This is a genomic window from uncultured Nostoc sp. (genome assembly GCF_937863485.1).
GTDB lineage: Bacteria > Cyanobacteriota > Cyanobacteriia > Cyanobacteriales > Nostocaceae > Nostoc.
Window position 1 is genome coordinate 19,191 of record NZ_CALMFY010000198.1, and the last position, 22,037, is coordinate 41,227.

General features: G+C 41.0%; 20 protein-coding genes and 1 pseudogene. 16 read left to right on the forward strand and 5 right to left on the reverse strand.

The features are described 5' to 3' along the window. The first annotated feature begins 173 nt into the window (after positions 1 to 173). From Q0541_RS27025 to Q0541_RS27055, 7 genes and pseudogenes are all read left to right on the forward strand, one after another. Entirely contained in the window at positions 174 to 1,430 is a 1,257-nt protein-coding gene (locus tag Q0541_RS27025; protein WP_298918422.1) for a GNAT family N-acetyltransferase, read from the forward strand. Beyond that, positions 1,411 to 1,908, forward strand: coding sequence for a Holliday junction resolvase RuvX (ruvX, locus tag Q0541_RS27030; RefSeq protein WP_298918424.1), 498 nt, complete (start codon positions 1,411 to 1,413; stop codon positions 1,906 to 1,908). Before Q0541_RS27025 ends, ruvX begins: the two co-directional genes overlap by 20 nt. A gap of 141 nt (positions 1,909 to 2,049) precedes the next feature. Then, positions 2,050 to 2,622, forward strand: coding sequence for a DUF3727 domain-containing protein (locus tag Q0541_RS27035; protein WP_298918427.1), 573 nt, complete (start codon positions 2,050 to 2,052; stop codon positions 2,620 to 2,622). Positions 2,623 to 2,884: 262 nt separating this feature from the next. Further along, positions 2,885 to 3,512, forward strand: a pseudogene (locus Q0541_RS27040) (hypothetical protein). 53 nt (positions 3,513 to 3,565) lie between these two features. Beyond that, the gene (locus Q0541_RS27045) at positions 3,566 to 4,105 is read left to right on the forward strand and encodes a YqeG family HAD IIIA-type phosphatase (protein ID WP_298918430.1); all 540 of its coding nucleotides are present in this window, start codon (positions 3,566 to 3,568) and stop codon (positions 4,103 to 4,105) included. Between the two features lie 353 nt (positions 4,106 to 4,458). Beyond that, positions 4,459 to 5,568, forward strand: coding sequence for a glutamate 5-kinase (gene proB / locus Q0541_RS27050; protein WP_298918433.1), 1,110 nt, complete (start codon positions 4,459 to 4,461; stop codon positions 5,566 to 5,568). 52 nt (positions 5,569 to 5,620) lie between these two features. Further along, entirely contained in the window at positions 5,621 to 6,211 is a 591-nt protein-coding gene (locus tag Q0541_RS27055; RefSeq protein ID WP_298918436.1) for a Uma2 family endonuclease, read from the forward strand. Between the two features lie 102 nt (positions 6,212 to 6,313). Here the strand turns inward: Q0541_RS27055 and Q0541_RS27060 are convergent, their stop codons facing one another. Then, entirely contained in the window at positions 6,314 to 6,454 is a 141-nt protein-coding gene (locus Q0541_RS27060) for a hypothetical protein (RefSeq protein ID WP_298918439.1), read from the reverse strand. A gap of 20 nt (positions 6,455 to 6,474) precedes the next feature. Then, the gene (locus Q0541_RS27065) at positions 6,475 to 7,467 is read right to left on the reverse strand and encodes an ROK family protein (RefSeq protein WP_298918444.1); all 993 of its coding nucleotides are present in this window, start codon (positions 7,465 to 7,467) and stop codon (positions 6,475 to 6,477) included. Positions 7,468 to 7,578: 111 nt separating this feature from the next. Between Q0541_RS27065 and Q0541_RS27070 the strand changes: the two genes are divergently transcribed. After that, a complete protein-coding gene (locus Q0541_RS27070) occupies positions 7,579 to 7,800 on the forward strand; it encodes a hypothetical protein (protein ID WP_298918447.1) in 222 nt (73 codons plus the stop codon). 18 nt (positions 7,801 to 7,818) lie between these two features. Here Q0541_RS27070 and Q0541_RS27075 read toward each other — a convergent pair whose 3' ends face one another. After that, positions 7,819 to 8,571 (reverse strand): Mut7-C RNAse domain-containing protein, encoded by a 753-nt coding sequence (locus Q0541_RS27075; RefSeq protein ID WP_298918620.1) that lies wholly within the window; start codon positions 8,569 to 8,571, stop codon positions 7,819 to 7,821. A 1,104-nt stretch (positions 8,572 to 9,675) separates the two neighbouring features. Here Q0541_RS27075 and Q0541_RS27080 point away from each other — a divergent pair. Then, positions 9,676 to 10,653, forward strand: a complete 978-nt coding sequence (locus Q0541_RS27080) for a sucrase ferredoxin (RefSeq protein WP_298918450.1) — start codon at positions 9,676 to 9,678, stop codon at positions 10,651 to 10,653. Between the two features lie 424 nt (positions 10,654 to 11,077). Here the strand turns inward: Q0541_RS27080 and Q0541_RS27085 are convergent, their stop codons facing one another. Then, positions 11,078 to 12,673 (reverse strand): helix-turn-helix domain-containing protein, encoded by a 1,596-nt coding sequence (locus tag Q0541_RS27085; RefSeq protein WP_298918623.1) that lies wholly within the window; start codon positions 12,671 to 12,673, stop codon positions 11,078 to 11,080. Positions 12,674 to 13,736: 1,063 nt separating this feature from the next. Between Q0541_RS27085 and fdxB the strand changes: the two genes are divergently transcribed. The 7 genes from fdxB (at position 13,737) to Q0541_RS27120 (ending at position 20,551) form a co-directional block, all read left to right on the forward strand. Then, positions 13,737 to 14,030, forward strand: a complete 294-nt coding sequence (gene fdxB / locus Q0541_RS27090; protein WP_298918453.1) for a ferredoxin III, nif-specific — start codon at positions 13,737 to 13,739, stop codon at positions 14,028 to 14,030. Positions 14,031 to 14,552: 522 nt separating this feature from the next. Next, a complete protein-coding gene (locus tag Q0541_RS27095; protein WP_298918456.1) occupies positions 14,553 to 15,557 on the forward strand; it encodes a cytochrome c oxidase subunit II in 1,005 nt (334 codons plus the stop codon). A 96-nt stretch (positions 15,558 to 15,653) separates the two neighbouring features. After that, the gene (ctaD, locus tag Q0541_RS27100; protein ID WP_298918459.1) at positions 15,654 to 17,342 is read left to right on the forward strand and encodes a cytochrome c oxidase subunit I; all 1,689 of its coding nucleotides are present in this window, start codon (positions 15,654 to 15,656) and stop codon (positions 17,340 to 17,342) included. A 426-nt stretch (positions 17,343 to 17,768) separates the two neighbouring features. Beyond that, a complete protein-coding gene (locus Q0541_RS27105) occupies positions 17,769 to 18,368 on the forward strand; it encodes a heme-copper oxidase subunit III (protein ID WP_298918626.1) in 600 nt (199 codons plus the stop codon). A 110-nt stretch (positions 18,369 to 18,478) separates the two neighbouring features. Further along, positions 18,479 to 18,964, forward strand: coding sequence for a hypothetical protein (locus tag Q0541_RS27110; RefSeq protein ID WP_298918462.1), 486 nt, complete (start codon positions 18,479 to 18,481; stop codon positions 18,962 to 18,964). Positions 18,965 to 19,166: 202 nt separating this feature from the next. Then, positions 19,167 to 19,778, forward strand: coding sequence for a cupin (locus Q0541_RS27115; RefSeq protein WP_298918465.1), 612 nt, complete (start codon positions 19,167 to 19,169; stop codon positions 19,776 to 19,778). A 266-nt stretch (positions 19,779 to 20,044) separates the two neighbouring features. After that, positions 20,045 to 20,551 (forward strand): ArsC/Spx/MgsR family protein, encoded by a 507-nt coding sequence (locus tag Q0541_RS27120; protein ID WP_298918468.1) that lies wholly within the window; start codon positions 20,045 to 20,047, stop codon positions 20,549 to 20,551. Positions 20,552 to 21,062: 511 nt separating this feature from the next. Here Q0541_RS27120 and Q0541_RS27125 read toward each other — a convergent pair. Next, positions 21,063 to 21,932: a hypothetical protein gene (locus tag Q0541_RS27125; RefSeq protein ID WP_298918472.1), complete on the reverse strand. Its 870-nt coding sequence runs from the start codon at positions 21,930 to 21,932 to the stop codon at positions 21,063 to 21,065. Between the last annotated feature and the right edge of the window lie 105 nt (positions 21,933 to 22,037).

The window sequence follows — 22,037 nt, forward strand, 5'->3', positions numbered from 1 at the left end:
AATAAAGGCAGATGTTGTTGGGTCAATGCCAATGGTGTTCTCACAAGGTCTGCTTTTTCTGCTTTTTTTAAGTATTGAGTTACTAAAATCACCCTTTTGGCGCAATAGTAAGGGGCAGAAACTAGTTAATATTATTGCAGCAGTTCCTTTGAAGAGCAGTTAGTTAAAGCTGAATGGCGGCTCGAATTAAAATGACTTCATTACTTCCCCGAAACCTCAGCGTTGTTATCCGACCAGTCCAATACCGGGATCTGGACGGCATTGAGCGCATAACTCAAGAGTCATTCGCAGCCCATACTCCCCAAGGAGGAGGTTTTGCTATAAGCCAGATGCAAAGGCTGCGTCGCTGGTATGGATTACTCAAATTTTTGAGTTGGTTTCCTAACCCGCTACAGTATCGCCTCTGTGCCTATGTAGCAGAACAAGGGCGGATGCTTGTAGGGATGATTCAAGTGTCACCCTTTAACCGGACACACAGCACTTGGCGCATTGATCAAGTCTTGTTAGAGCGTGGTGTCGATAAACAAGGAATTGGCTCGCAACTTTTGCGTCATTGCTTTGAATCGATTTTGGAAGCTCGCACTTGGCTACTGGAAGTTAACATCAACGATATTGAGGCGCTGGCACTATATCGACAAAATGGATTCCAGCGTCTGGCAGAAATGACGTACTGGGAAATTAGGCCAGAATTACTGGTTGAATTGGCACAAGCAGAGCCAGATTTGCCTAATCTCTTGCCGGTGAGTAATGCTGATGCCCAGTTGCTGTATCAACTTGATACGGCATCTATGCCACCTCTGGTACGTCAGGTTTTTGACCGCAATACCCGTGATTTTAAAACCAGTTTGTTTGGCGCTTTAACTGATGCAGTCAAGCAATGGCTGACCAAAACAGAAGTAGTCAGTGGTTACGTATTTGAACCCCAACGCAAAGCTGCGATCGGGTATTTTCAGGTGCAACTTGACCGTAAGGGTGAAGTTCCCCACGTGGCAACGCTGACGGTTCATCCTGCTTACACCTGGCTGTATCCAGAGTTACTATCTCAACTGGCTCGGATTGCTCAAGATTTTCCCCAGCAAGGGTTACAATTAGCTTCCTCAGACTATCAGGCAGAGCGAGAAGAGTATTTGGAACGAATTGGAGCAAAACGCATAGAACACACATTAGTTATGTCTCGCTCTGTGTGGCACAAGCTACGGGAGTCTAAATTTGTCTCCTTAGAAGGAATTCAGTGGACTGATATGCTGCAAGGTTTACAACCGGCCCGTAAACCAATACCAGGCGGGATGTCATGGATACAACCACCAAAGCTGCCATCGTCAGAGAAACCACTGCCAAGCAAGTCAGAAACGATTAACTTTTCGATAAAAAACCCTAGCATGGAAGCATCGCCGATTCCTGAATCAGCAGATGCACAGCAGGAGAATTAGTGTGATATCCCAAGAGCAACCAAAACCGTTTATTTCAGCGTTGGGACTAGATTTCGGTCGCAAGCGGATTGGAATAGCAGGGTGCGATCGCACGGGTTTAATTGCCACGGGGATCACCACAATTGATCGTACATCTTTTGAGCAGGATGTCGAGCAAATCCGGCAAATAGTTAATGAACGTGAGGTGCAAATCCTAGTTATGGGCTTACCTTATTCAATGGATGGCTCAATAGGATTTCAGGCACGTCAAGTTCAGAAATTTACTATAAGACTTGCTAGAGCACTAAAACTGCCTGTGGAATATGTGGATGAGCGATTAACTTCATTTCAAGCAGAGCAACTGCTGATAGCTGAGAACCGCTCCCCGTCACGCCATAAAGGTTTGATTGACCGCAAGGCAGCCGCTTTGATTTTACAACAATGGTTGGATGTTAAGCGCGCTAAATCCCGCAGTTCAGTGGCGGCTATTGAGTATTGATACCTTTTAACATGATATTCTGAAAACGATTAGCCAGCAGTTGTATCTACGTATAAAGCTATTTGATTGACATAATATGTGATTAAGCAGTTCAGCGATTGACAAACTTGCTGGTATTTATTAAACTTCTACATTTCGGCTATGTTTTCCTCTCCATTCCCTGAAGAAAATGATAACGCTCATGCGGGTTCCATCACTTTAACCGATGACAAAGGGCGATCGCTCGAATGTTACATAGAGCATTCCCTGGAGGTAGATGGACAAGAATACGTTTTGCTTCTTCCTGTAGATTCACCTGTAGAAATTTTTTCTTGGGAAGGTGACGGTGAGGAAGAAGAAGCGGTTCTGGTAGAAGATGACACTACCATTGATCAAATTTTTGCTAATGCCCAAGCTGTACTATCTGAGCAGAACCTGATACTGAAGAACACAGCCTACGCTTTGACAGTTGCAGGTGATTTACCGCCAGTTGAAGAATCAGAACTCTTTACCTTAGAAATCGAAGACGAAGAGGCAGATTTAGAGCCAGAGCAATTACAGCTACTCGCTAGCTTCTATGATGAAGATCAGGAGTATGCAATTTATACACCCCTCGATCCCCTGTTGTTTTTTGCACGGATAGCAAAAACAGGTGAACCTGAATTACTCTCTCCAGAGGAGTTTCGCCAAGTGCAACCTCTGTTAGAGGAACATCTTTTTAATGAAGTGGAATAAGATTAAAAATTCAAAATGTTACATTTTCATTTTGAATTTTTTAATTGAGAATTTTCATTGTAATCAAAATCTACTTAAACCTTTTGTCATGTCCCATTAAATGTGGAAGCAATGAAACATTGACACAAAATTGGGATAGTTTGTGTTCTTTAAGATTTGGAAAAAAGCATTTTTGCAAGGCTTTTCAATCTAAAATTCAAGTTGCGCTGGAAGCGCACGAAAGGTGCGACCTAAAATCCAAAATTGGTATGAGGTGCTGAAAATGGCTTATAGCGACTTTACATTAAGTAAATTTAAAAAGTCATTTAGCATCCGTATTGATGAAGAAACTGATTTATGTGCCGACATAGAACCTTTACAGCCAAGCGAGAAACTCACAAACTCCGTAGAAGAAACTACAGAACTGGCTTTAGCAATTAATACTGAAAAAGCGCGTTCAGAAATGATTATCACTGCGATATTGTTGGAGGTAAGGCGCAGGGCTAATTATCCAATTAGTTTATTTTCAGGAACAGATTTTAATGTAGATGTAGAAAAAGCTCTGAATGGCTATTGTGACTTTATCATCAGTCGTTCTTAAAGAGCAACTAACAATTAATGTGCCTGTGGTAGTTATTATTGAAGCAAAAAATGAAAATATTAAAGGTGGATTAGGTGAATGTGCGGCCGCAATGTTGGCAGCACAATTGTTTAATCAACAAGAAGGAAATGAAATCAGAAAAATTTACGGTGCGGTAACAACAGGGGATATTTGGAAGTTTTTGAAGTTAGAAGAAAACGATATATTTATTGATTTGAGTAATTATTACATCAAAGAGATAGATAAGATTTTAGGAATTTTATCTCAAAGTGTTCAGGGAGATATTCCAGGATGGAGTTCGATTAACTAAACTATATTGGGTTATGCTCATTTGTCTGAGCTATCTACATTTGACTGTTGACTATGATCTGGAACAATCTTTTACAGCCTGACTTGATTTTAGAAGGTTCAGTGTTGAACCTAACACCAGATATTATCCAAAAATATGGCCTGAAGGGGCTGGTATTGGATGTAGATGAAACCTTAGTACCCTTTAGAGTAGGGGTGGCTTCACCAGAACTACAACGCTGGGTAGAGCAAATTCGTGCCAGTACTGCATTGTGCTTAGTCAGTAACAACCTCAGTGAAGCGCGAATTGGTGGAATCGCGCGATCGCTCAACCTACCTTACTACTTAGGTGCAGCCAAGCCTTCCCGACGCAAAATTAGGGCAGCACTTAGGGCAATGGATCTACCAGTGCATCAAGTGGGGATGGTAGGCGATCGCTTATTTACCGATGTTTTAGCAGGTAATCGCCTGGGAATGTTTACCATTTTAGTCGAACCGATTGTTCATGCAGATGCAGCTCTGCGTTCTCATCCCATCCGCAACTTTGAAGTCTGGATATCTGAAATTCTCGGAGCCTCTATTACCCCCAAGAAAACCAAGATTCACAAAAGTTGAGAAATCGTCAGGAAAGTAAATCTAAAAAAATGATTAAGGAATCTTATTGGAAGCAACAAATCGGGGATTATAAGTATTAATAACATGGGGTCAGCCAAAAAAGACCCTAAATCATACTAAGTAAATATACACCCCTAAAGCGTCAGCCTTCACTATAGAAGGATTGGCGCTTTACAATTTTGGATTTTAGATTTTGGATTGAATCTAAAATAGACTTCTTTGTGGGTGGATTTAAAGCCTAAAAGGCTGTTTCCATAGGCTTTAGTTTGTTAGCGTAGGCAAGTCTAAAAAAACTTATACAAGATGTCTAATCTAAAATCTAAAATCTAAAATCTAAAATCTAAAATTGAAAGATGTCACTAACAATTGTTGTCAAAATCGGCACTTCTAGCCTAACTCAACCAGAAACAGGACAATTAGCACTTTCTACGATCGCCACTTTGGCGGAAACACTCTGCCATTTGAGACACCAGGGACACCGGGTAATTTTGGTTTCTTCTGGGGCTGTGGGCGTGGGTTGTGCGCGGTTGGGCTTAACTGAACGTCCCAAAGCGATCGCTCTAAAACAGGCTGTAGCAGCAGTTGGACAAGGCAGGTTAATCCGGGTATACGATGATTTATTTACTACTTTACAACAGCCAATTGCTCAAGTATTACTAACTCGGAATGACTTGGTACAGCGCAGCCGCTATCTCAATGTCTACAACACTTTTAAAGAATTACTGGGACTGGGAGTGATTCCTATAGTCAATGAAAATGATACCGTAGCAATAGACGAACTAAAATTTGGCGACAATGACACCCTTTCGGCATTGGTTGCCAGCCTAGTAAAAGCAGATTGGCTATTTTTGCTCACAGATGTCGATAGGCTGTACTCAGCCGATCCGCGTTCCGTGCCAGATGCTCAACCGATCGCTTTAGTTAGTAGCATTAAAGAATTGGCTCAATTACAGATACAAACAAGTTCCCAAGGTTCTCAGTGGGGTACTGGCGGTATGGTGACAAAAATTTCGGCTGCAAGGATTGCGATTGCTGCTGGAGTGCGGACTGTAATTACCCAAGGGCGATTTCCCCGAAATATAGAAAAAATTATCCAAGGTGAACTTATTGGGACGCATTTTGAACCGCAACCTGAACCAACTTCTGCGCGTAAACGTTGGATAGCTTACGGTCTTCTACCTGCGGGTAAATTGTATTTAGATGAAGGTGCGATCGCGGCAATTTCTCTAGCGGGAAAATCGTTATTAGCAGCTGGAATTAAGGCACTAGAAGGAAAGTTTGACGCACAAGACGCCGTGCAATTGTGTGACACCAACGGTAACGAAATTGGTAGAGGACTTGTAAATTACAACAGCAATGAACTGCAAAAGATTTGTGGACATCATTCACGGGAAATTTCGACTATTTTAGGTTATGTCGGTGTAGAAACTGTGATTCACCGGGATAATTTGGTTTTGACTTAAGATGTAAATAAGATAAATTTCGTGACTACTAACTGGGAGAGTAAAAAATATTATGACTCAAACGTTAGAAAATGCTATTAACTTACCAGAAGAACAACGCTTCTTCAGGCATGGATTAACTTGGGAACAGTTCAAAGCGATTCAAGCTAGCTTTGAAAATGTACCAGGGGTGCGTCTGTTTTATTGTGAGGGAATTTTAGAAATTGTAAGTATTGGTAAGCCTCATGAGGCGATTAAGTGTTTAATTGGTTTGCTCTTGGGGCAGTATTTCGTGGAACAGGGTATTGAATTTTTCCCCAGTGGGAGTTTTAGCCAAGTTATTCCCAAGATAGTGGAATATCAAGCTGACTTATCTTATTGCTTTGGAACCGATAAACCTGTACCAGACCTCTGCATTGAAGTAGTGATTACTAGCGGTAGTCCCATCAAATTACAGAAGTACAAATTAATGCAAGTCCCAGAAGTTTGGTTTTGGGAAGATGGGACATTTGAGGTTTATCGGTTACGAGAACAAGAATATGAGAAAGTTGTTAAAAGTGAGTTGCTAGCAGAATTAGATTTATCCCTGCTCAATCGTTGTCTTTTGTTATCGTCTCCCTTAGAAGCAATTAGAGAGTTTCGCCAGGGTATTCAACAAATGTAGACTGAGATTTTTCACTCTGCTTGGCTACGTTCAGAATGACATCTATCTATAGCGCTACGAATTAATGCAAAGCTGTACTAAGTTGTGTATGCCGAACCACTGTCAACTTGGATTGGATGGGTATACGGGTGCTTGCTCAACTTGTTTCAATAACTCCGCCTCAGATAGCACGCTCTCACGGAATATGATTTCTTGAATAATTTCTCGTTCAGCCATAAAATTTTGTAGAAACTGTAGCTGCATTAAATATCTTACAGCAGATGTCAGACTAACATAGAAGCGATCGCCACAGCCCCCCACAACGGCGCATCATCACCTAGTACCGCCGGCACAATTTCAAAATCAACTTCTGGCAAAGCCGTCTCCCGCGCCACTTGACGCATCACCTGCCAGAAATCCTCCCCCGCCTTCGTTACACCGCCTCCCAAAACAAAGCGCTGTGGATTCATCAGGTTCGCCACATTACCAATACCTACACCCAGCGCCCAAGCAGCCTTGTGCAAAACTTCCTTAGCCAAATCATCTCCAGCCACCGCAGCTTCAGCCACCAACTGTCCCGTTAACAGCGTTAAATTATCCCCCACCAAACCCCTCAAAACTTCTCCATCTCTGAGTCCTTTGCGCCTCTGCGGTACCCTCGGGGAAGCCGCTGGTGCGTCTACATTTTCCAAAATTTCCCTAGCATTTTGCGCCATATAAGGCCCAGAAGCCAAACGTTCCACACATCCCCGCTTGCCACATAAACAAACTGGCCCAGCAGGATCTACAACCATGTGGCCAATTTCGCCAGCCATTCCACCAGCACCCCGCCAAGGTTTACCGTTGAGTATCCAACCACCACCCACACCAGTGCTGACAGTGATGTAAAACAAACTATCGTATCCCTGTCCCGCACCAAAACGATGTTCTCCCAAAGCAGCAACATTGGCATCGTTGTCTACACCCACAGGAACACCAAACTCCTCCTCCAACAACGCTTTGAGGGGAATGTTTTCCCATCCAACGACATGATGAGATAGTCGCACCGTCCCCGTAGAAGCGTCTACTGGGCCACCAAAGCTGACACCGATCGCAGCAGGTTTTGTGTCTTCCAGCAAAGAGTAAATGAGCGATCGCATAATTTCCAAGTCAGTACTAGCATTTGCATTCGCTGGCGAGAGATGACGTTCATAACGCAACCACTTTCTAGAACCGATATTTACCAATGCTGCCGCCAGCTTAGTTCCACCAAAATCGAGAGCTAAAATTAATGTCATAGTTTTTTATACCTCTTTTGAATTATTACAATACGTGGTTTCTTTCTCAAGAAAGATGTTTGCAAGCAAAATAAATTCAACACTAAAGAAAACTAGATCATTTAGCCACTTATGACTCCCGATCAACCCAATCCACTTATAGATTTCTCTCACGCCAAAGAACCTCCTCGCTCTCTTGATATCCATAAAGCTCAAGAAGCAGATCCCATTGAACCAGACGAAGTTAGTGGACAGAGTAAGCAAAACCCCACTCCTGATGATTTGAATCGCCAAGATGAAGATCCCAGAATTGGGGGTAGTCAAATAATTAGTGGCAATGTTTCAGCTGGTTAAATAATTGCCATTACTAAGTTACTTATCTCTTTGGGAGTTAAGTACTCCATCAATAAACTGTTGTAATCGTTCATAATGCGAACCTTTCCAATAAATGCGATCGCAGTCTTGACAACACTGGAATTGATCAATCTGCGATCGGACATTTTCTGGCACTTGGTCAATGATCGATTGCTTATCTACAGATTCTAATAACCCATTGCAACGCAAACACCGTTTAAATGGTGAGATTAATTTAAACAAGTCAAAGCGTTGCAGTACTTCTAAGATTTGTTGTTCAGGGTTAGTGTTTCTAACGTAATACCCATGCGTTACCAAACTACGCATCAATAGACCTTTATCACGAGTCAAGAGAATCCGCCCTTGGCTAGAGGATATTTGGGCTAATTTTTCATCCTCATAGTCATTGCGGTATAAAGTATCAAAGCCTAAAAGTCGTAGAGATGTCGCTAGTTTACCTAAATGAATATCTAAAACAAAACGAATAATACTGAGCGGTTTTGGTAGAACCGAAACGCTTGGTATAATAACACCCCTAGCTGAAATTGGATAAACATTAATCGTATCTCCATCCGAAACTATGTAAGAAAAATTTACATATTCACCATTAACATTTATAAAATCAACTTCTGGATGAGGGACACCCAAAGACTCAATCATGTCCTTAATTGAGGCTTTCTCCTCAAAAAAATGGGAGATTCTCACTTGCTTGTGATGCCGTGGTAAAAAATGATTCAATTCTGCATGAAAATAGAAATATGCGATCGCCATAGCTACAGATATTTGGATTAGTAGGGTAGCACAGGTGTGTACCCCTACTGGCAACAATTTGTCACAATTGCTAAACTTTATCTATTGTCTTGAAAGAATCAATGCTTACTCAAGTGAGCTATCTTCACTATACAATGCCCGTTAACCTTGATTTAACTAACCTTTTAGAGGCGACAAAGTGTAAAGAAATTATAAAGATTCTCAAATACTTGCATTTATTATTGAGTTCAGTTACAGTCAAGTCAGATGCCTATAATGAAACCCTGACATGAGCTTCAGGAAGTTAGATTAGGTAGAAGGGTAAATAACAGGTTTGTTAATGTTGATGTTAGTGACGCTGCTAATAATTAGTCACTAGTTTTGAACATTAACTTATGGGGCATGAAATACGGGGCACTAAAGCATTTACCCCTAACTTAATTGTTTTTATTTTTTTCAATCAATTGAGAATTATTTGCAATATGGCTATATGGAAAAATGCATTAAAAGCAGATAGTGGGGAAAAAGTTTTAAAGCAGTATTGGACTACCAAAGAATTACATTTTTGTCATGTGTTATCGCATCTATCTTTAGAAATATATTTATCACAACATCAGTACAAAAATAAATTTTTATGTGTAAAAAATTACTGTAGATAGCTATGTAGATAATTTCAGCAAAACTTCAAATAACTATATTGCTATAGGAATATTTTTGATTGTAATATCAGCTACATCGATATTATAAGCGAGTTTATTGCCTATTACTCTCCAAGGGATTGCACAAAATTGAACATATTTGATTTTGAGAAAGAAACCAAGTTCAGAAAAGCCGAGTTTCAACAAGTGAAAATTTATAAAATACCAAATAGCAATAAAACTACATACAAAATTAACACTGCTCATACGGAAAAATCTATCTTGACGCTGTTTATCTCTATTATGGATAATTTATTAACCGGAAAGACCTTGAGCAATAATGATGTTATTAAGTGGCTACCTAGTTTTAAATGGGAAATGAATATTGTTCTTTTTTATCTCCTTTAGCTAAGGATATTGTAGCTAAAAACACAATTGTATTTTGTAATACCTTTTGTCCATAAAATATGCTAATGAGTGCAGCGAGATGAATACTTTTTTTTGTTCTGATGATTCACAGCAAGCGGGAGAAGATGTTATTGGTAGCGCCACCAATTATCAAGCTTATATTTTAGTTGAATGTCCTTTACCTTGGACGTCAGAAGCCTTTAATTCCAAATGGGTACCTGAGAATTTGAGGATTTTGGTGAAGGAAGTGAAGCGTGCTAAACTACCGATTAGATTCCTCTTAATTGCTAATGATGTATCACACAAAATAAACCACACTACGCTTTTGATTTATCAAAAAGAAGAGGGACTAAGTACTGGATGCCATAAGCAAGAGTTTAAGCTAGCAAATATTGAGCAAGTAGCAGCAGTTGTCCAAAAATGGTTATGGGGTATCAGTTCTAATTCTGAGGTAGAAACCAGTGCAACTAAAGATATTTTAGTGTGTACCCACGGTAGCCATGATAAGTGCTGTGCCAGATATGGCGCTCCCTTTTATTTCAATGTTACAGGGAGTAATGCTGATTTGTGCTTGGACAATGTGCGAGTTTGGAAATCATCGCACTTTGGTGGACATCGGTTTGCACCAACAATCATAGACTTGCCAGAAGGAAGATACTATGGTCGTATCGATCAAGATTCATTTAGATCAATTTTGACTCGGACTGGCGATATTCAATGCTTAAATAAAGTCTATCGAGGCTGGGGAATTTTGCCTGCTGCACTTCAGATTTTGGAAAGAGAATTAATCCTCTGCAATGGATGGGATTGGTTTAACTACAAAGTTGCAGGCAAAATTTTGGAGCAAAGTTTAGACAATAATACTATTCTGGGTGAGCTAAGTTTTGAACAACCTTCTGGTTCTCTCTACACTTACCAGGCTAAACTTGTGAAAGATGAAACTAAAACTCAACAACTGAAGAGTTCATGCAATGCTACACAAGAGTTGGTCGTCACTAAATATGCTGTAGCTAGTCTTTGGCTTAGTTCTAGTAAAGTGATGAGTTATAGTGTATAAAAAGCTAAGGGTATGCATCTACCTAATTTGTAATTTGTAATGACCAGAAAGAAAAAGGTACAAGCCCCTAAATTTATTTATGGAAAATAAAAAAAATGTATTTCGAGATACGTAGTACAAGAAATACTACGTCAGTTGACTCAGAGCAACTAAATTTATTTATGGGGTTCAAAATGTTTGAATGAGTGACTTTTGAATGAGTGACTTTTGACTTCCCCGAACGCAAGAGCGTCCCGTAGGGAAGGGGCTGACGCTCTCTATAAGACGCTGCGTGTAGTTTACTTCCCCGTAGTGGTACGCAGACTCGCTAACGTAATTAAGAAAGTCAGTCAGATTTCATCTGGGTTTCCAGGCTTGTACCTGTAGCCTGATTTTAGAAAATTGGTATAACTCCTCATTTAGAATCCAAATTCAAAATCCAAAATCAAGATTGATCCATATTTAGCACTTTTCGTAGCAGTACTTGGTCTTCTAATTTGACTTTTAAACGACCATTTTCGATATCTCGAATCCAGCTTTGGCTTTTACCTGTAAGCTTTGCCAACTCCCTCTGGGAGAGATTCAAATTTTTTCGCGCCTGCAAAATCTGTTCACCCAGCAAATCGTTTGTAGTTTTGGGCTTCCTTTTGGCTTTAGCAGTTCTTGTTTTCTTTTTTTCTGATTCTGAGATTTGCTGTTCCCACTCTGGTGGGAGTTCAAAAGCCAAAATCCGCGCATTCATTAGCAAATTCCACTTACCACGGGGGCCTGTGTCTGTGAGGCGAGTTTCAGCACCACCGTCATTAGTCCAAAATTCTAATGCTTCATCTGGATCTTCAGGAAGATCAACTAACTTCGCCCACAAAGGTTGAATTTCTGGTGGGTAAGTAACTGGGTCGAAAAGTGGTTTCATTCCATAATGATTAAGAATTTCCAAATCGCTTTCAAAAGTTCGCAGTAGACGTTTGCGTTCTTCCCGTTGTCTGGATGCAAGGGCGACTTTTTCTTCACCGTAAGCAATCCGCAGCAAGGTAGGAATAGTAATGCGTTGTTCTTTGCCCATTTTGGTTTTAAACAGCAGCCACAGCATTAGTCGGACTGCACCTTCATGTTGCTGCCAAATGCTCATGACTGTGGTTAACAGCGTTTTGGGGAGACTGCCGTATTGATAGAATGCAGTTCGCTCTTTACATGCTTGTTTGTTTAAGAAATATTGTGCCCAAATGCCTGCTTTTACTTTAAAAGTTAGCCCAACAAGATATTTGCATCCAAGATTGTCTTCTTGAAAGTGGTGCTGAATGTCCACCAGATGCCATAAGCGGCTGCCTGTAATAGAGAATCCGTTAATTCGACCTTGTTGAGGCCAATCAATCGAGATAATCAGTGAGCAAGCTTGCTGAACGATATTTTTCATTAAAGCCAGCTTGGCAGCTTTGCTCAAGTCTTTGCGTTTCTCCATCCCCAAATATTTCTCAATTTGTCGCTCGTCGATCGCAAATTCTTGCTCCCAAGGTTGCTCTAAGGCTGTGGCATAAGCTGCAAAAATCAGATGTATGCAAGCGGCTCTAATGTCAAGTCCCTCAATTGCTGCTAAATCTGTGGCCTTGTCGCTAACTTTGAATGGATCTTGGATGTGAAAGGCGATCGCACCTCGGCCTTGGTTGACTTGTCGCCCATAAGATAGGTAGCCTTCTTCATCAGCTTCCCAATGTAGCGATGTGCGTTGCGCCAATACATTACAAGCTTCCCAAATAGCGATCGCCGAAGCAAATGGGTTATTCTTGCCGTTAGAAAACAAGTCTAAGCTGGTAGCATCTCTAGGTTCAACTTTGCATCTCCCCTTTTTCGCCTGCCAGGGAATTGGAGAATTAGTTGGACAAGCTATCACACATTGGGGTTCTGAATAATAGCCCTCACAATTATTACAAAGACCAGGATCAACCCAGTATTCATTGTTCTCTATTTTGATTGCACCCGTAGGACATTGGGGGCGGCAGTTGTCACATCCAACGCAACTGTTGTTAGGAATTGTATAAGGCATATGGCTCTTTTCCCACTCTAATCGTTGAGATGTCTGGCTCAGGTCTCCCCTGGATGAGTCCTGTTTATTCATGACTCGCTACCACATTATTTTTCTGGCGAGAATAATATTTTCTCACCACACTCACTCCCCACATCCATATTTTTACTTTGTATCCAATTAAAAGCTATTTAAGGCTTGAAAACATAGCCTAATAAAACTTCTTTATTAACTATACATTTCATAAAAAAAATGATGAGTTTGTTCGTCCTGAGCTTAGAAAAAAAACTTAACATTTATTTAATTACGCACTTAATGAACATTTTAATTTTGACTACAAACTGTTTATAGAAAATATTTAAATCTATTCTAATTATATTTTACCTGACTTATTAATAATTTTAATATTTAATATCTAATAATATTCTGCCATAAAAATTACAGTTAATTTATAAATTGATTTTGTTTATTTATGGCAAAAAGCAATATTTGTTTTGTCAGCATTTACCTAAATATTTAAATCAAACTAAATTGATGATTATTGTTGCTTTATAAAATACATATTGCAGATATGAAATTGTAACTAATAAACATTTGGTTTTGTATATAAATATACTGTTTATCTAGATTTGTTTGCCAAAATATAAATATAGTTGAAAAATAATATCATTACTCTTATAGATATAGTTGTATTTGCTAGAAATAATAGTTAAATCGGCGGTTAGAAACTGAATTTACATAAGGCTTTACTCACGGAGGTAGGTTGGAAACCCTCAATTTCTCCTTCTCTCGTTCCTATGGTTGTTTGATTAGGGGCTGCTGCCTCCAGTCATACATTGAGTCAGAGACTCTATGAATGCGTTCCCATGCGGAGCATGGGAACGAGGAAAACTTAAACATTCGTAATTATTATTAGGAATAAATTTCATCTATTATTTGAAATAAAAAAGGATGTAAAATTGTGTTCAAGGTTATCGAAATTTGATGAGACAAAAGTAAGTTTTGAATATAAATAAATAAAATATTAGGATAATATGATTAAAGTCCAAACAGATTGACAGGCAAAATTGCCGAGGATTTCTTCATGGCACAACTCACTGGTTTGACATTTGGCGGTAAGACTTGGACACCAAAATTTGCTCAGGAAATTGACAAGGAAAAATGTATCGGCTGTGGCAGATGCGTTAAAGTATGCGGGTACAATGTGCTAGGTTTAAAGGCACTCAATGAAGAAGGGGAATTTGTGGAAGATGAAGATGAAGAAGAAGTTGAACGGAAAGTAATGGCAGTTACTTCTCCAGATAACTGTATTGGTTGTGAAGCGTGTTCACGGATTTGTCCCAAGAACTGCTACACCCATGTTGAATTAAGCAATTAAAGTTTTTGGAGTTAGTCAAAATTGTTGTTCATTCAAGGAGGCACTGTTTGTATAAAGCGCAAATGTGCTAGGCAAGGTAACTTGAGGGGAATACTCAATATTTACTGGAGCTAGATAAAAAGTTCACAGTAAACAAATCCGTAAATCGCAAATTGTTAGCTATTAACAAATTTAAACTTGCTGCTAATATAGCCTAATCAATATTAGGACTAACAGTGCCCTCTTGGAACAACTAGCTTTTCTGGAAGCAGGGGGCTACCTTTGTCATAGGAGTGGAAATATAATTTGTAATTTTATGGGGGAAAGATATGGAAAAAATCTGGAAGTTTCCCCCCTTTTTTCTAGCTGCACGTTAGAAAGTTAATAAGTGAAAACAAAAAAACGCTGCCCTGTGAAAATGTAAAACCTAGTAGTTACAAACAGGGAATGGGAAATGGGGAATAGGGAATAGATAACAATGCCCAATGCCCAAAACCCAGAAAATCACACCTTAAAAGACGGTTTACAAAGCAGGTAGCATGTATGCAACAAGTTCCTGTTTCACTATGGACTCTGGTTGCTGGGATAGTAGTTACAGCAATCAGCATTTGGATTGGTCAAAACCACACTCTCATGCCGGTGCAAGCATCGCTACAAGCGCCTTTGGTAGACGGTTTTTTCAACGTCATGTTTACCATTGCGATCGCACTCTTCTTAGTGGTAGAAGGAACAATTGTAGTTTTTTTGATTCAGTTTCGTCGCCGTCGGGGTGACGATACCGATGGGGTGTCAATAGAAGGTAACTTGCCCTTAGAAGTCTTTTGGACAGCAATTCCAACAGTGATTGTCCTCCTCTTGGGCATCTACAGTGTAGATGTTTTTAACCGAATGGGAGGCTTTGATCCTGCGGGTCATCCTCATTCAGCAGCTCATGTTGCTCAGATGCCGGGAACCGCTCTGGCTGCCACATTAAGCGATACTTCCCAAGCGACAACTGCCCCGTCAATTGCCCCAACAATTGGTATCGGCGCGTCTCCTCAAACCTTAAACAAACCAGCCGACTTAGTTGTTGATGTCAAAGGGATGCAGTACGCCTGGTTATTTAACTACCCTGATAGTGGCATTACCTCTGGGGAATTGCACATTCCCGTCGGTGCTGATGTCCAACTCAACCTTTCAGCACAAGATGTAATTCACTCATTCTGGGTGCCAAACTTCCGCTTGAAGCAAGATGCACTTCCCGGTATCCCTACTGAACTACGATTTGTTGCCACCAAACCAGGTACATATCCCGTAGTTTGTGCTGAGTTGTGCGGTGGTTATCACGGTTCAATGCGGACACAGGTAATTGTCCACACACCGGAAGAATATAAAAGCTGGCGGACAGAAAACCAGATTGCTCAAAAGGAAAACCTAAATCAAGTCGTTGCAGTTAATCCAGCCGACTTATCAATATCAGAGTTTCTCGCGCCCCACACCCATGATATGGGAATTAGTGCAGCAACTCTAGAGTCAGTAGTCATGAGTCAAGAGTACAGACGCGATTAATCGCGTCTGTACAAGAGTCAAGAGTAGAGATGCGATTAATCGCGTCTGTACAAGAGTCAAAAGTTTGACCCTGGACTTTGCATAACGGGAAAAAATATGACGCAGGTAGAATTTCCACGGAATACTCCACCAGAAGAAAATAAACCGAAAATGGTAGTTGGCCACACCTCCCATCCGCAGGCGTGGAAATGGCAAGACTATTTTACATTTAATGTTGACCACAAGGTTATTGGTATCCAATACCTAGTGACGGCGTTCGTGTTCTATCTGATCGGCGGACTGATGGCGATCGCTCTCCGTGTCGAATTAGCAACACCAGATGCAGACTTCCTCGACCCCAATCTGTATAACGCTTTCATGACCAATCACGGGACGATTATGATCTTCCTGTGGATTGTCCCCAGCGCCATTGGGGGATTTGGTAACTTTTTGGTGCCCTTGATGGTCGGTGCTAGGGATATGGCTTTCCCGAAGCTGAATGCGATCGCCTTTTGGTTAAATCCACCAGCAGGTGCGCTGATATTAGGTAGTTTCATCTTTGGCGGTTCGCAATCGGGTTGGACAGCTTATCCACCCTTGAGCTTGGTGACAGCACCAATCGCTCAAACTATGTGGATACTTGCGATCGTCTTGGTGGGAACTTCCTCAATTTTGGGTTCGCTGAACTTTGTGATCACCATTTTGTTGATGAAGGTTCCTAGCATGAAATGGGATCAAGTGCCCTTGTTTTGCTGGGCAATCTTGGCAACCTCCCTGCTAGCACTTCTCTCCACACCTGTATTAGCAGCGGGTTTAATTCTGCTGTTGTTTGACCTCAACTTTGGTACTTCCTTCTTTAAACCAGATGCAGGCGGTAACGTTGTAATTTATCAACACTTATTCTGGTTTTATTCTCACCCGGCAGTATATTTAATGATTCTGCCCATCTTCGGCATCATGTCGGAGGTAATTCCAGTTCACTCCCGCAAGCCAATCTTTGGCTATAAAGCGATCGCTTATTCTAGTGTGGCAATCTGCGTTGTGGGTTTGTTCGTCTGGGTACACCATATGTTTACCAGTGGCACACCCGGTTGGATGCGGATGTTCTTCACCATCTCCACACTGATAGTTGCAGTTCCCACTGGCGTTAAAATTTTTGCCTGGGTTGCTACCCTTTGGGGTGGTAAAATCCGCTTCACCAGCGCGATGCTTTTCGCCATTGGCTTATTGTCCATGTTTGTCATGGGCGGCTTAAGTGGTGTGACGATGGGAACAGCCCCCTTTGATGTTCATGTCCACGATACATATTATGTAGTAGGACATTTCCACTACGTTCTGTTTGGCGGTTCCGTGTTTGGCATTTACGCCGGCATTTATCATTGGTTCCCCAAAATGACCGGACGAATGCTGAATGAAACCTGGGGTCGCATTCACTTTGCCCTCACCTTCATCGGCACAAATCTGACCTTTTTACCCATGCACGAGTTGGGTTTGCAAGGAATGCCGCGACGAGTGGCAATGTATGACCCCCAATTTATCGACCTCAATAAAATTTGTACCTATGGTTCAATTGTTTTGGGGATATCGGTAATTCCCTTTGCGATCAATATTATCTATAGTTGGCTAAAGGGGCCCTTGGCAGGTGATAATCCTTGGCAAGCTTTGACCTTAGAATGGACAACTAGCTCACCACCTGCAATTGAAAACTGGGAAGTGTTGCCGGTTGTGACTCATGGCCCTTATGACTATGGTAATGGTCACAGTACTAAAATACAGCCATCTGCAACGCCGGAAGCTACTGCTTAGTTAGTAGAGTGAGTACTGCGATCGCACTCAAGGTGACTGCAATTTCTAGTTATTTGATTTGAAAACTCGAAACTCCAAGCTTGGAACTCGGAACTTGAGCATTATTACTCGAAACTCCAAGCTTGGAACTTGGAACTTCAAGCTTGGAACTCGAAACTCCGAGCTTGGAACTCGAAACTCCGAGCTTGGAACTCGGAACTCCAAGCTTGGAACTCGAAACTTGAGCATTATTATTCGGAACTCCGAGATTAGAACTCGGAACTCCGAGCTTGGAACTTGAAACTCGGAATTTTGAGAATTTCTGAACAAGTGAAGAGTTTGGTTAAATAAGGATTTTGGATGAGGAATGAAAATTTGCCGCTTCAGACTTCATTCTTTATTCAAACTTCCACAACAGACACAGTGGATAATATTGTCAATAAATCTATGACTATAGCTACAACAACGAGCGAAGATCACAGTGTAGGACACGAAGAACATCCAGATTTAAGAGTTTGGGGACTGTTAACCTTCCTCGCCTCTGAATCCCTTATGTTTGGGGGATTTTTTGCCACTTATTTGTTTTTTAGAGGTACTACAGCCGTTTGGCCTCCAGAAGGGAGTGAAGTAGAACTACTTGTACCGACGATTAACACCATTATTCTAGTGTCCAGTAGTTTCGTGATTCACTTCGGTGATACGGCGATTAAAAAGAATGATGTCAAGGGAATGCAACTGTGGTATGGAATTACTGCAATCATGGGTGCAATTTTCTTGGGTGGTCAGGTTTATGAGTACTCGACTTTAGGATATGGTCTGACTACCAACGTCTTCGCCAACTGCTTTTATATCATGACTGGGTTCCACGGTTTGCACGTTTTTGTGGGACTGTTATTGATATTACGTGTATTGTGGCGATCGCGCCGTCCCGGTGAATATTCTGCAACCAATCATACTTTCATCGAAATGACAGAAATTTACTGGCACTTCGTAGACATTATCTGGATTGTATTATTCACCTTGGTGTACGTTCTGACTCTGTTTTAACAAAAGTTAGGAGTTAGAAGTTAAGAATTTCTAACTCCTCACTCTTAACTCCTGTACAGACGCGATTAATCGCGTCTCTACTCCTAACTCTCCATCTCCAGGAGTTTATTATGCAACTTGATGCAAACAAATTCTCATGGTTTCAGGTTCCAGAGGACATCAAAAATTTATTAATTTTAGCTGCACAAAGCTGGGAGAATACATCAGAATCTGAAAAGTATATTCAACAAGCTTTAGCCGAGACTGGTGAAAATACAGATGTATTGGTAGCAGCATATAGATATTTCTATTATAAAAATAATTATTCTCTTGCTTTGCAAACAACAGTCAAATTATTAGATAAAATTAAAGAACGAGAGAAATTTCCTGATGACTGGGAGCAACTTAAGCCTATATTAGTCAATCGCAAAGAAGACCCACAAATCCGATTGTACTTAAATGCTTATGCCGCTTCTGGATTAGTACTAGCAAATTTAGGAGAACTTGAGCAAGCAAAAGAAATCAGCACCAAAGTCAAAGAGATAGACGAAAAGAATGATTTTGGAGCTGGAATTCTCCTGGATATTTTGACACGTCCAGCAGAAGAAGATGATTAATTAGTTAAGTATCAAGGTGAACAATCATGAACAATTGGTTATCTACTACATCGTATTCCTCTTACTCCCTCTTGGGAGCGGGTACTAATAGTAACTCTATCATTCCTCCTATTAACATACCTACTAAGCTTGATGTAGGCAGTGTTCCTAATGTCTCTCCAATCATTGTCCTCCAATCTTATAAGCTATCATTTTAAAAGTTATGAAAGGTAAGGATTGGCTGCTAACGGGGGACGGTCAGTATCAAGCCTGTAAATCTGTGAGAGCATGGGATTTATTGAGAGAAAATTACCGCCTTTATCGGTTTTTAACTGAGGTGGAAGATGTTCTCAATAGCGTTGACGATGAAGCCAGTCGTCTACCAGAACTTCAGATGCTCGTAAGGCGCTTGATAGTAAATTCTTACTGGGTGCGAAGTCAATATTTAGAGCCTTCGCCCAAAACGGGAACCTCTGTTTCACTCCTATACGATGAATTGGGTTTTCCGTTGACAGTGCAAACAGTAACATTTGCACCGGGAACCCGATCAACCATTCATAATCATGGGACATGGGGAATAGTGGCGGTGTTAAAAGGTCAAGAAAAAAATACTTTTTGGCGACGCACCCATAGCCCAGAATTTCAGGACAAAATTGAACCTACGGGAGAGATAACTCTATTTCCAGGGGATATTATCAGCTTCGTTCCCGATGCAATTCATTGTGTAGAAGCAGTCGGTGATCAACCAACTGTGACTTTTAATGTTTACGGCGAAACTGATCCGAAAGAGAGATTTGAGTTTGACTCAGTTACCGATAAGGCTAGGAATTTTTAATTACTAGGACTTACGCATAAGAGATTCCCCAACCCCCTTAAAAAGTGCGCTTTTACGGTTCCCCCTTTTTAAGGTTACGGTCTATACAAGTCTTAGTGGATGAGGTTTTCCGACTTGTGTGTACACCGTAGATAAGGGAAGGGGGGATCTAGGTTTCAGGTTTTCAGTGCGTAAGTCCTGATTAGGAATCGTCAGGATTAATTTCATCGCTTCGTAGTTAACGCAGCACCAACTACAAACAATTGAGTAATTAGGAGGTAGTTAATATGGCAAGAGTAATTTTTTATAGTAAACCAGGCTGTCAAGGTGGTACTAAGCAAAAAGTTTTGCTAACAGCTGCGGGTCATGAGGTGGTAGCATACGACATGCTAACAGAACCTTGGACAGTTGAGCGTTTGCGTTCATTTTTTGGCGATCGCCCCGTAGCCGAATGGTTTAATCCTTCCTCTCCAAAGATAAAATCTGGTGAAATAGTTCCTGAAAAAACTGATGCAGAAACCGCTTTGCAGTTGATGTTGAGAGAGCCACTGTTAATTCGCCGTCCTTTGTTAGAAATAGACAATCGCCGCGAGGTAGGATTCGATGTACAAAAGATTGATGCTTGGATTGGCTTAAAGCCTGCGGATGAATCCTTGCAGGAAATGAGCGAAAACCTGATGAAGCAAGATTTGCAAAACTGCTCCCACGGTCATAATCAGCCTAAGAAACAAGGTGATTGTAATCACGGTCAGGGTTCTCAGCAACATCAAAAGCAAGGCAGCTGCAACCATTAATACAGGATTTTTGCAGTGATGTAATCTGTTAAGGGACTGACAAAAAATAAATTATCCAAAATTATTTGTACATTTGTAGGGGATCTTGACCTTGCGCCCCTACAATGGGATGTTATTTTAACTGGAAGTCCCTAAAACCTGATATCATATCCGCCAAATTACCCATAAGAACCCACCCCCAACCCCTCCCCGCAAGCGGGGAGGTTAGCTCAAGCGCAATATTCCCTATGCATCGTTGATTCAAGCATTTCAATCCTTATTGATGACAGATAGCGATCGCAAATATTTATTGTTAATCGGGGCATATCGGGATAATGCTGAGATAACGATCGCCTGAAAAGTCCGCTAGCGATTTTTGAGTAATTTTTCAATTTTGAGCGATCGCATTCACTTACGAATATAGATTTTGGAGCTAGTAGATCACCTCGTTATTCCTTATGATTTTCCAGAAAATTAGAAAATTATATTCATGCAAAAGCCGACATTAACTGAATTTGCTACTCGCGCCCCACTACTTAGAATGGTATAAATTTGCTTGGGGAATAAAAGAGAAGCGTGTCAGCACGTTATTGATAAATGTAAACCTAGTGGAAGCATCTGTATTGAGTGTCGCGTACACGAAGTCTACTACCTGCTGCTGCTTAAACACTGAAGGTTGCACAAAAGTAGGCTGACCATAAATTGATATTACCTGCTGCGGGTTCATCCCAATCCGGATGCGTTGGTAAACAGGCCCGCTTTTGGGCATGGCTGGTTCTGCTGGCAATATGACTCCCAAAATTTTATCTGGAGTTTCCAATCCAACGTTCATACCCTCGACTCGACCATCTGTAAGAATTATATTTACTGGTAGCTGGCCATCTTTTACATATGCGAGTCGCTCAAGCTTGTAAATAGAAATGTCATTGCGCTGCTCAGAGAAAGGCTCGCCCATCAACTTCAGCACCTCTTGACGGCTCATCCCAATTTTAATGCCCTGAGCAAAACGAGGAATATTATTAGTAGTTATAGTTTTGAGTTCACTAGTAACGCCCGACAGATAACCATCAATCATTGAGACTTTGGTGATAATTGGCTCTTGGCGATAATTCAGGATTTCAATGTGCAAATCTGAGTTGGAGAACACCTTGATATCAGTTGGTTTTCCCATCACCTTTTCAATCTCAGTTTGCGTCATACCTTCGTATAACAAACTAGATTTAAGCGGTTGACGTTCAATCTTAATATCAGTGAGGATTTTTGGCAAAAAGGACGGTTTGTGATCAGCTTGGGACTGAGTATGAACTTGATTCTGTCTGGAGGTGGGAGTTTGAGCTATTGAGGGTATAGCGGTAGCTGTGAGACTAAATACCATAAGGCACAAATGAAGCCGCAATTTCATTGGGATTATCTTTTGTATGGAAGTCAATAGTAAGGAGAGACGCGATTAATCGCGTCTGTGCTAAGGAGAGACGCGATTAATCGCGTCTGTACAGGAATTAGAGTT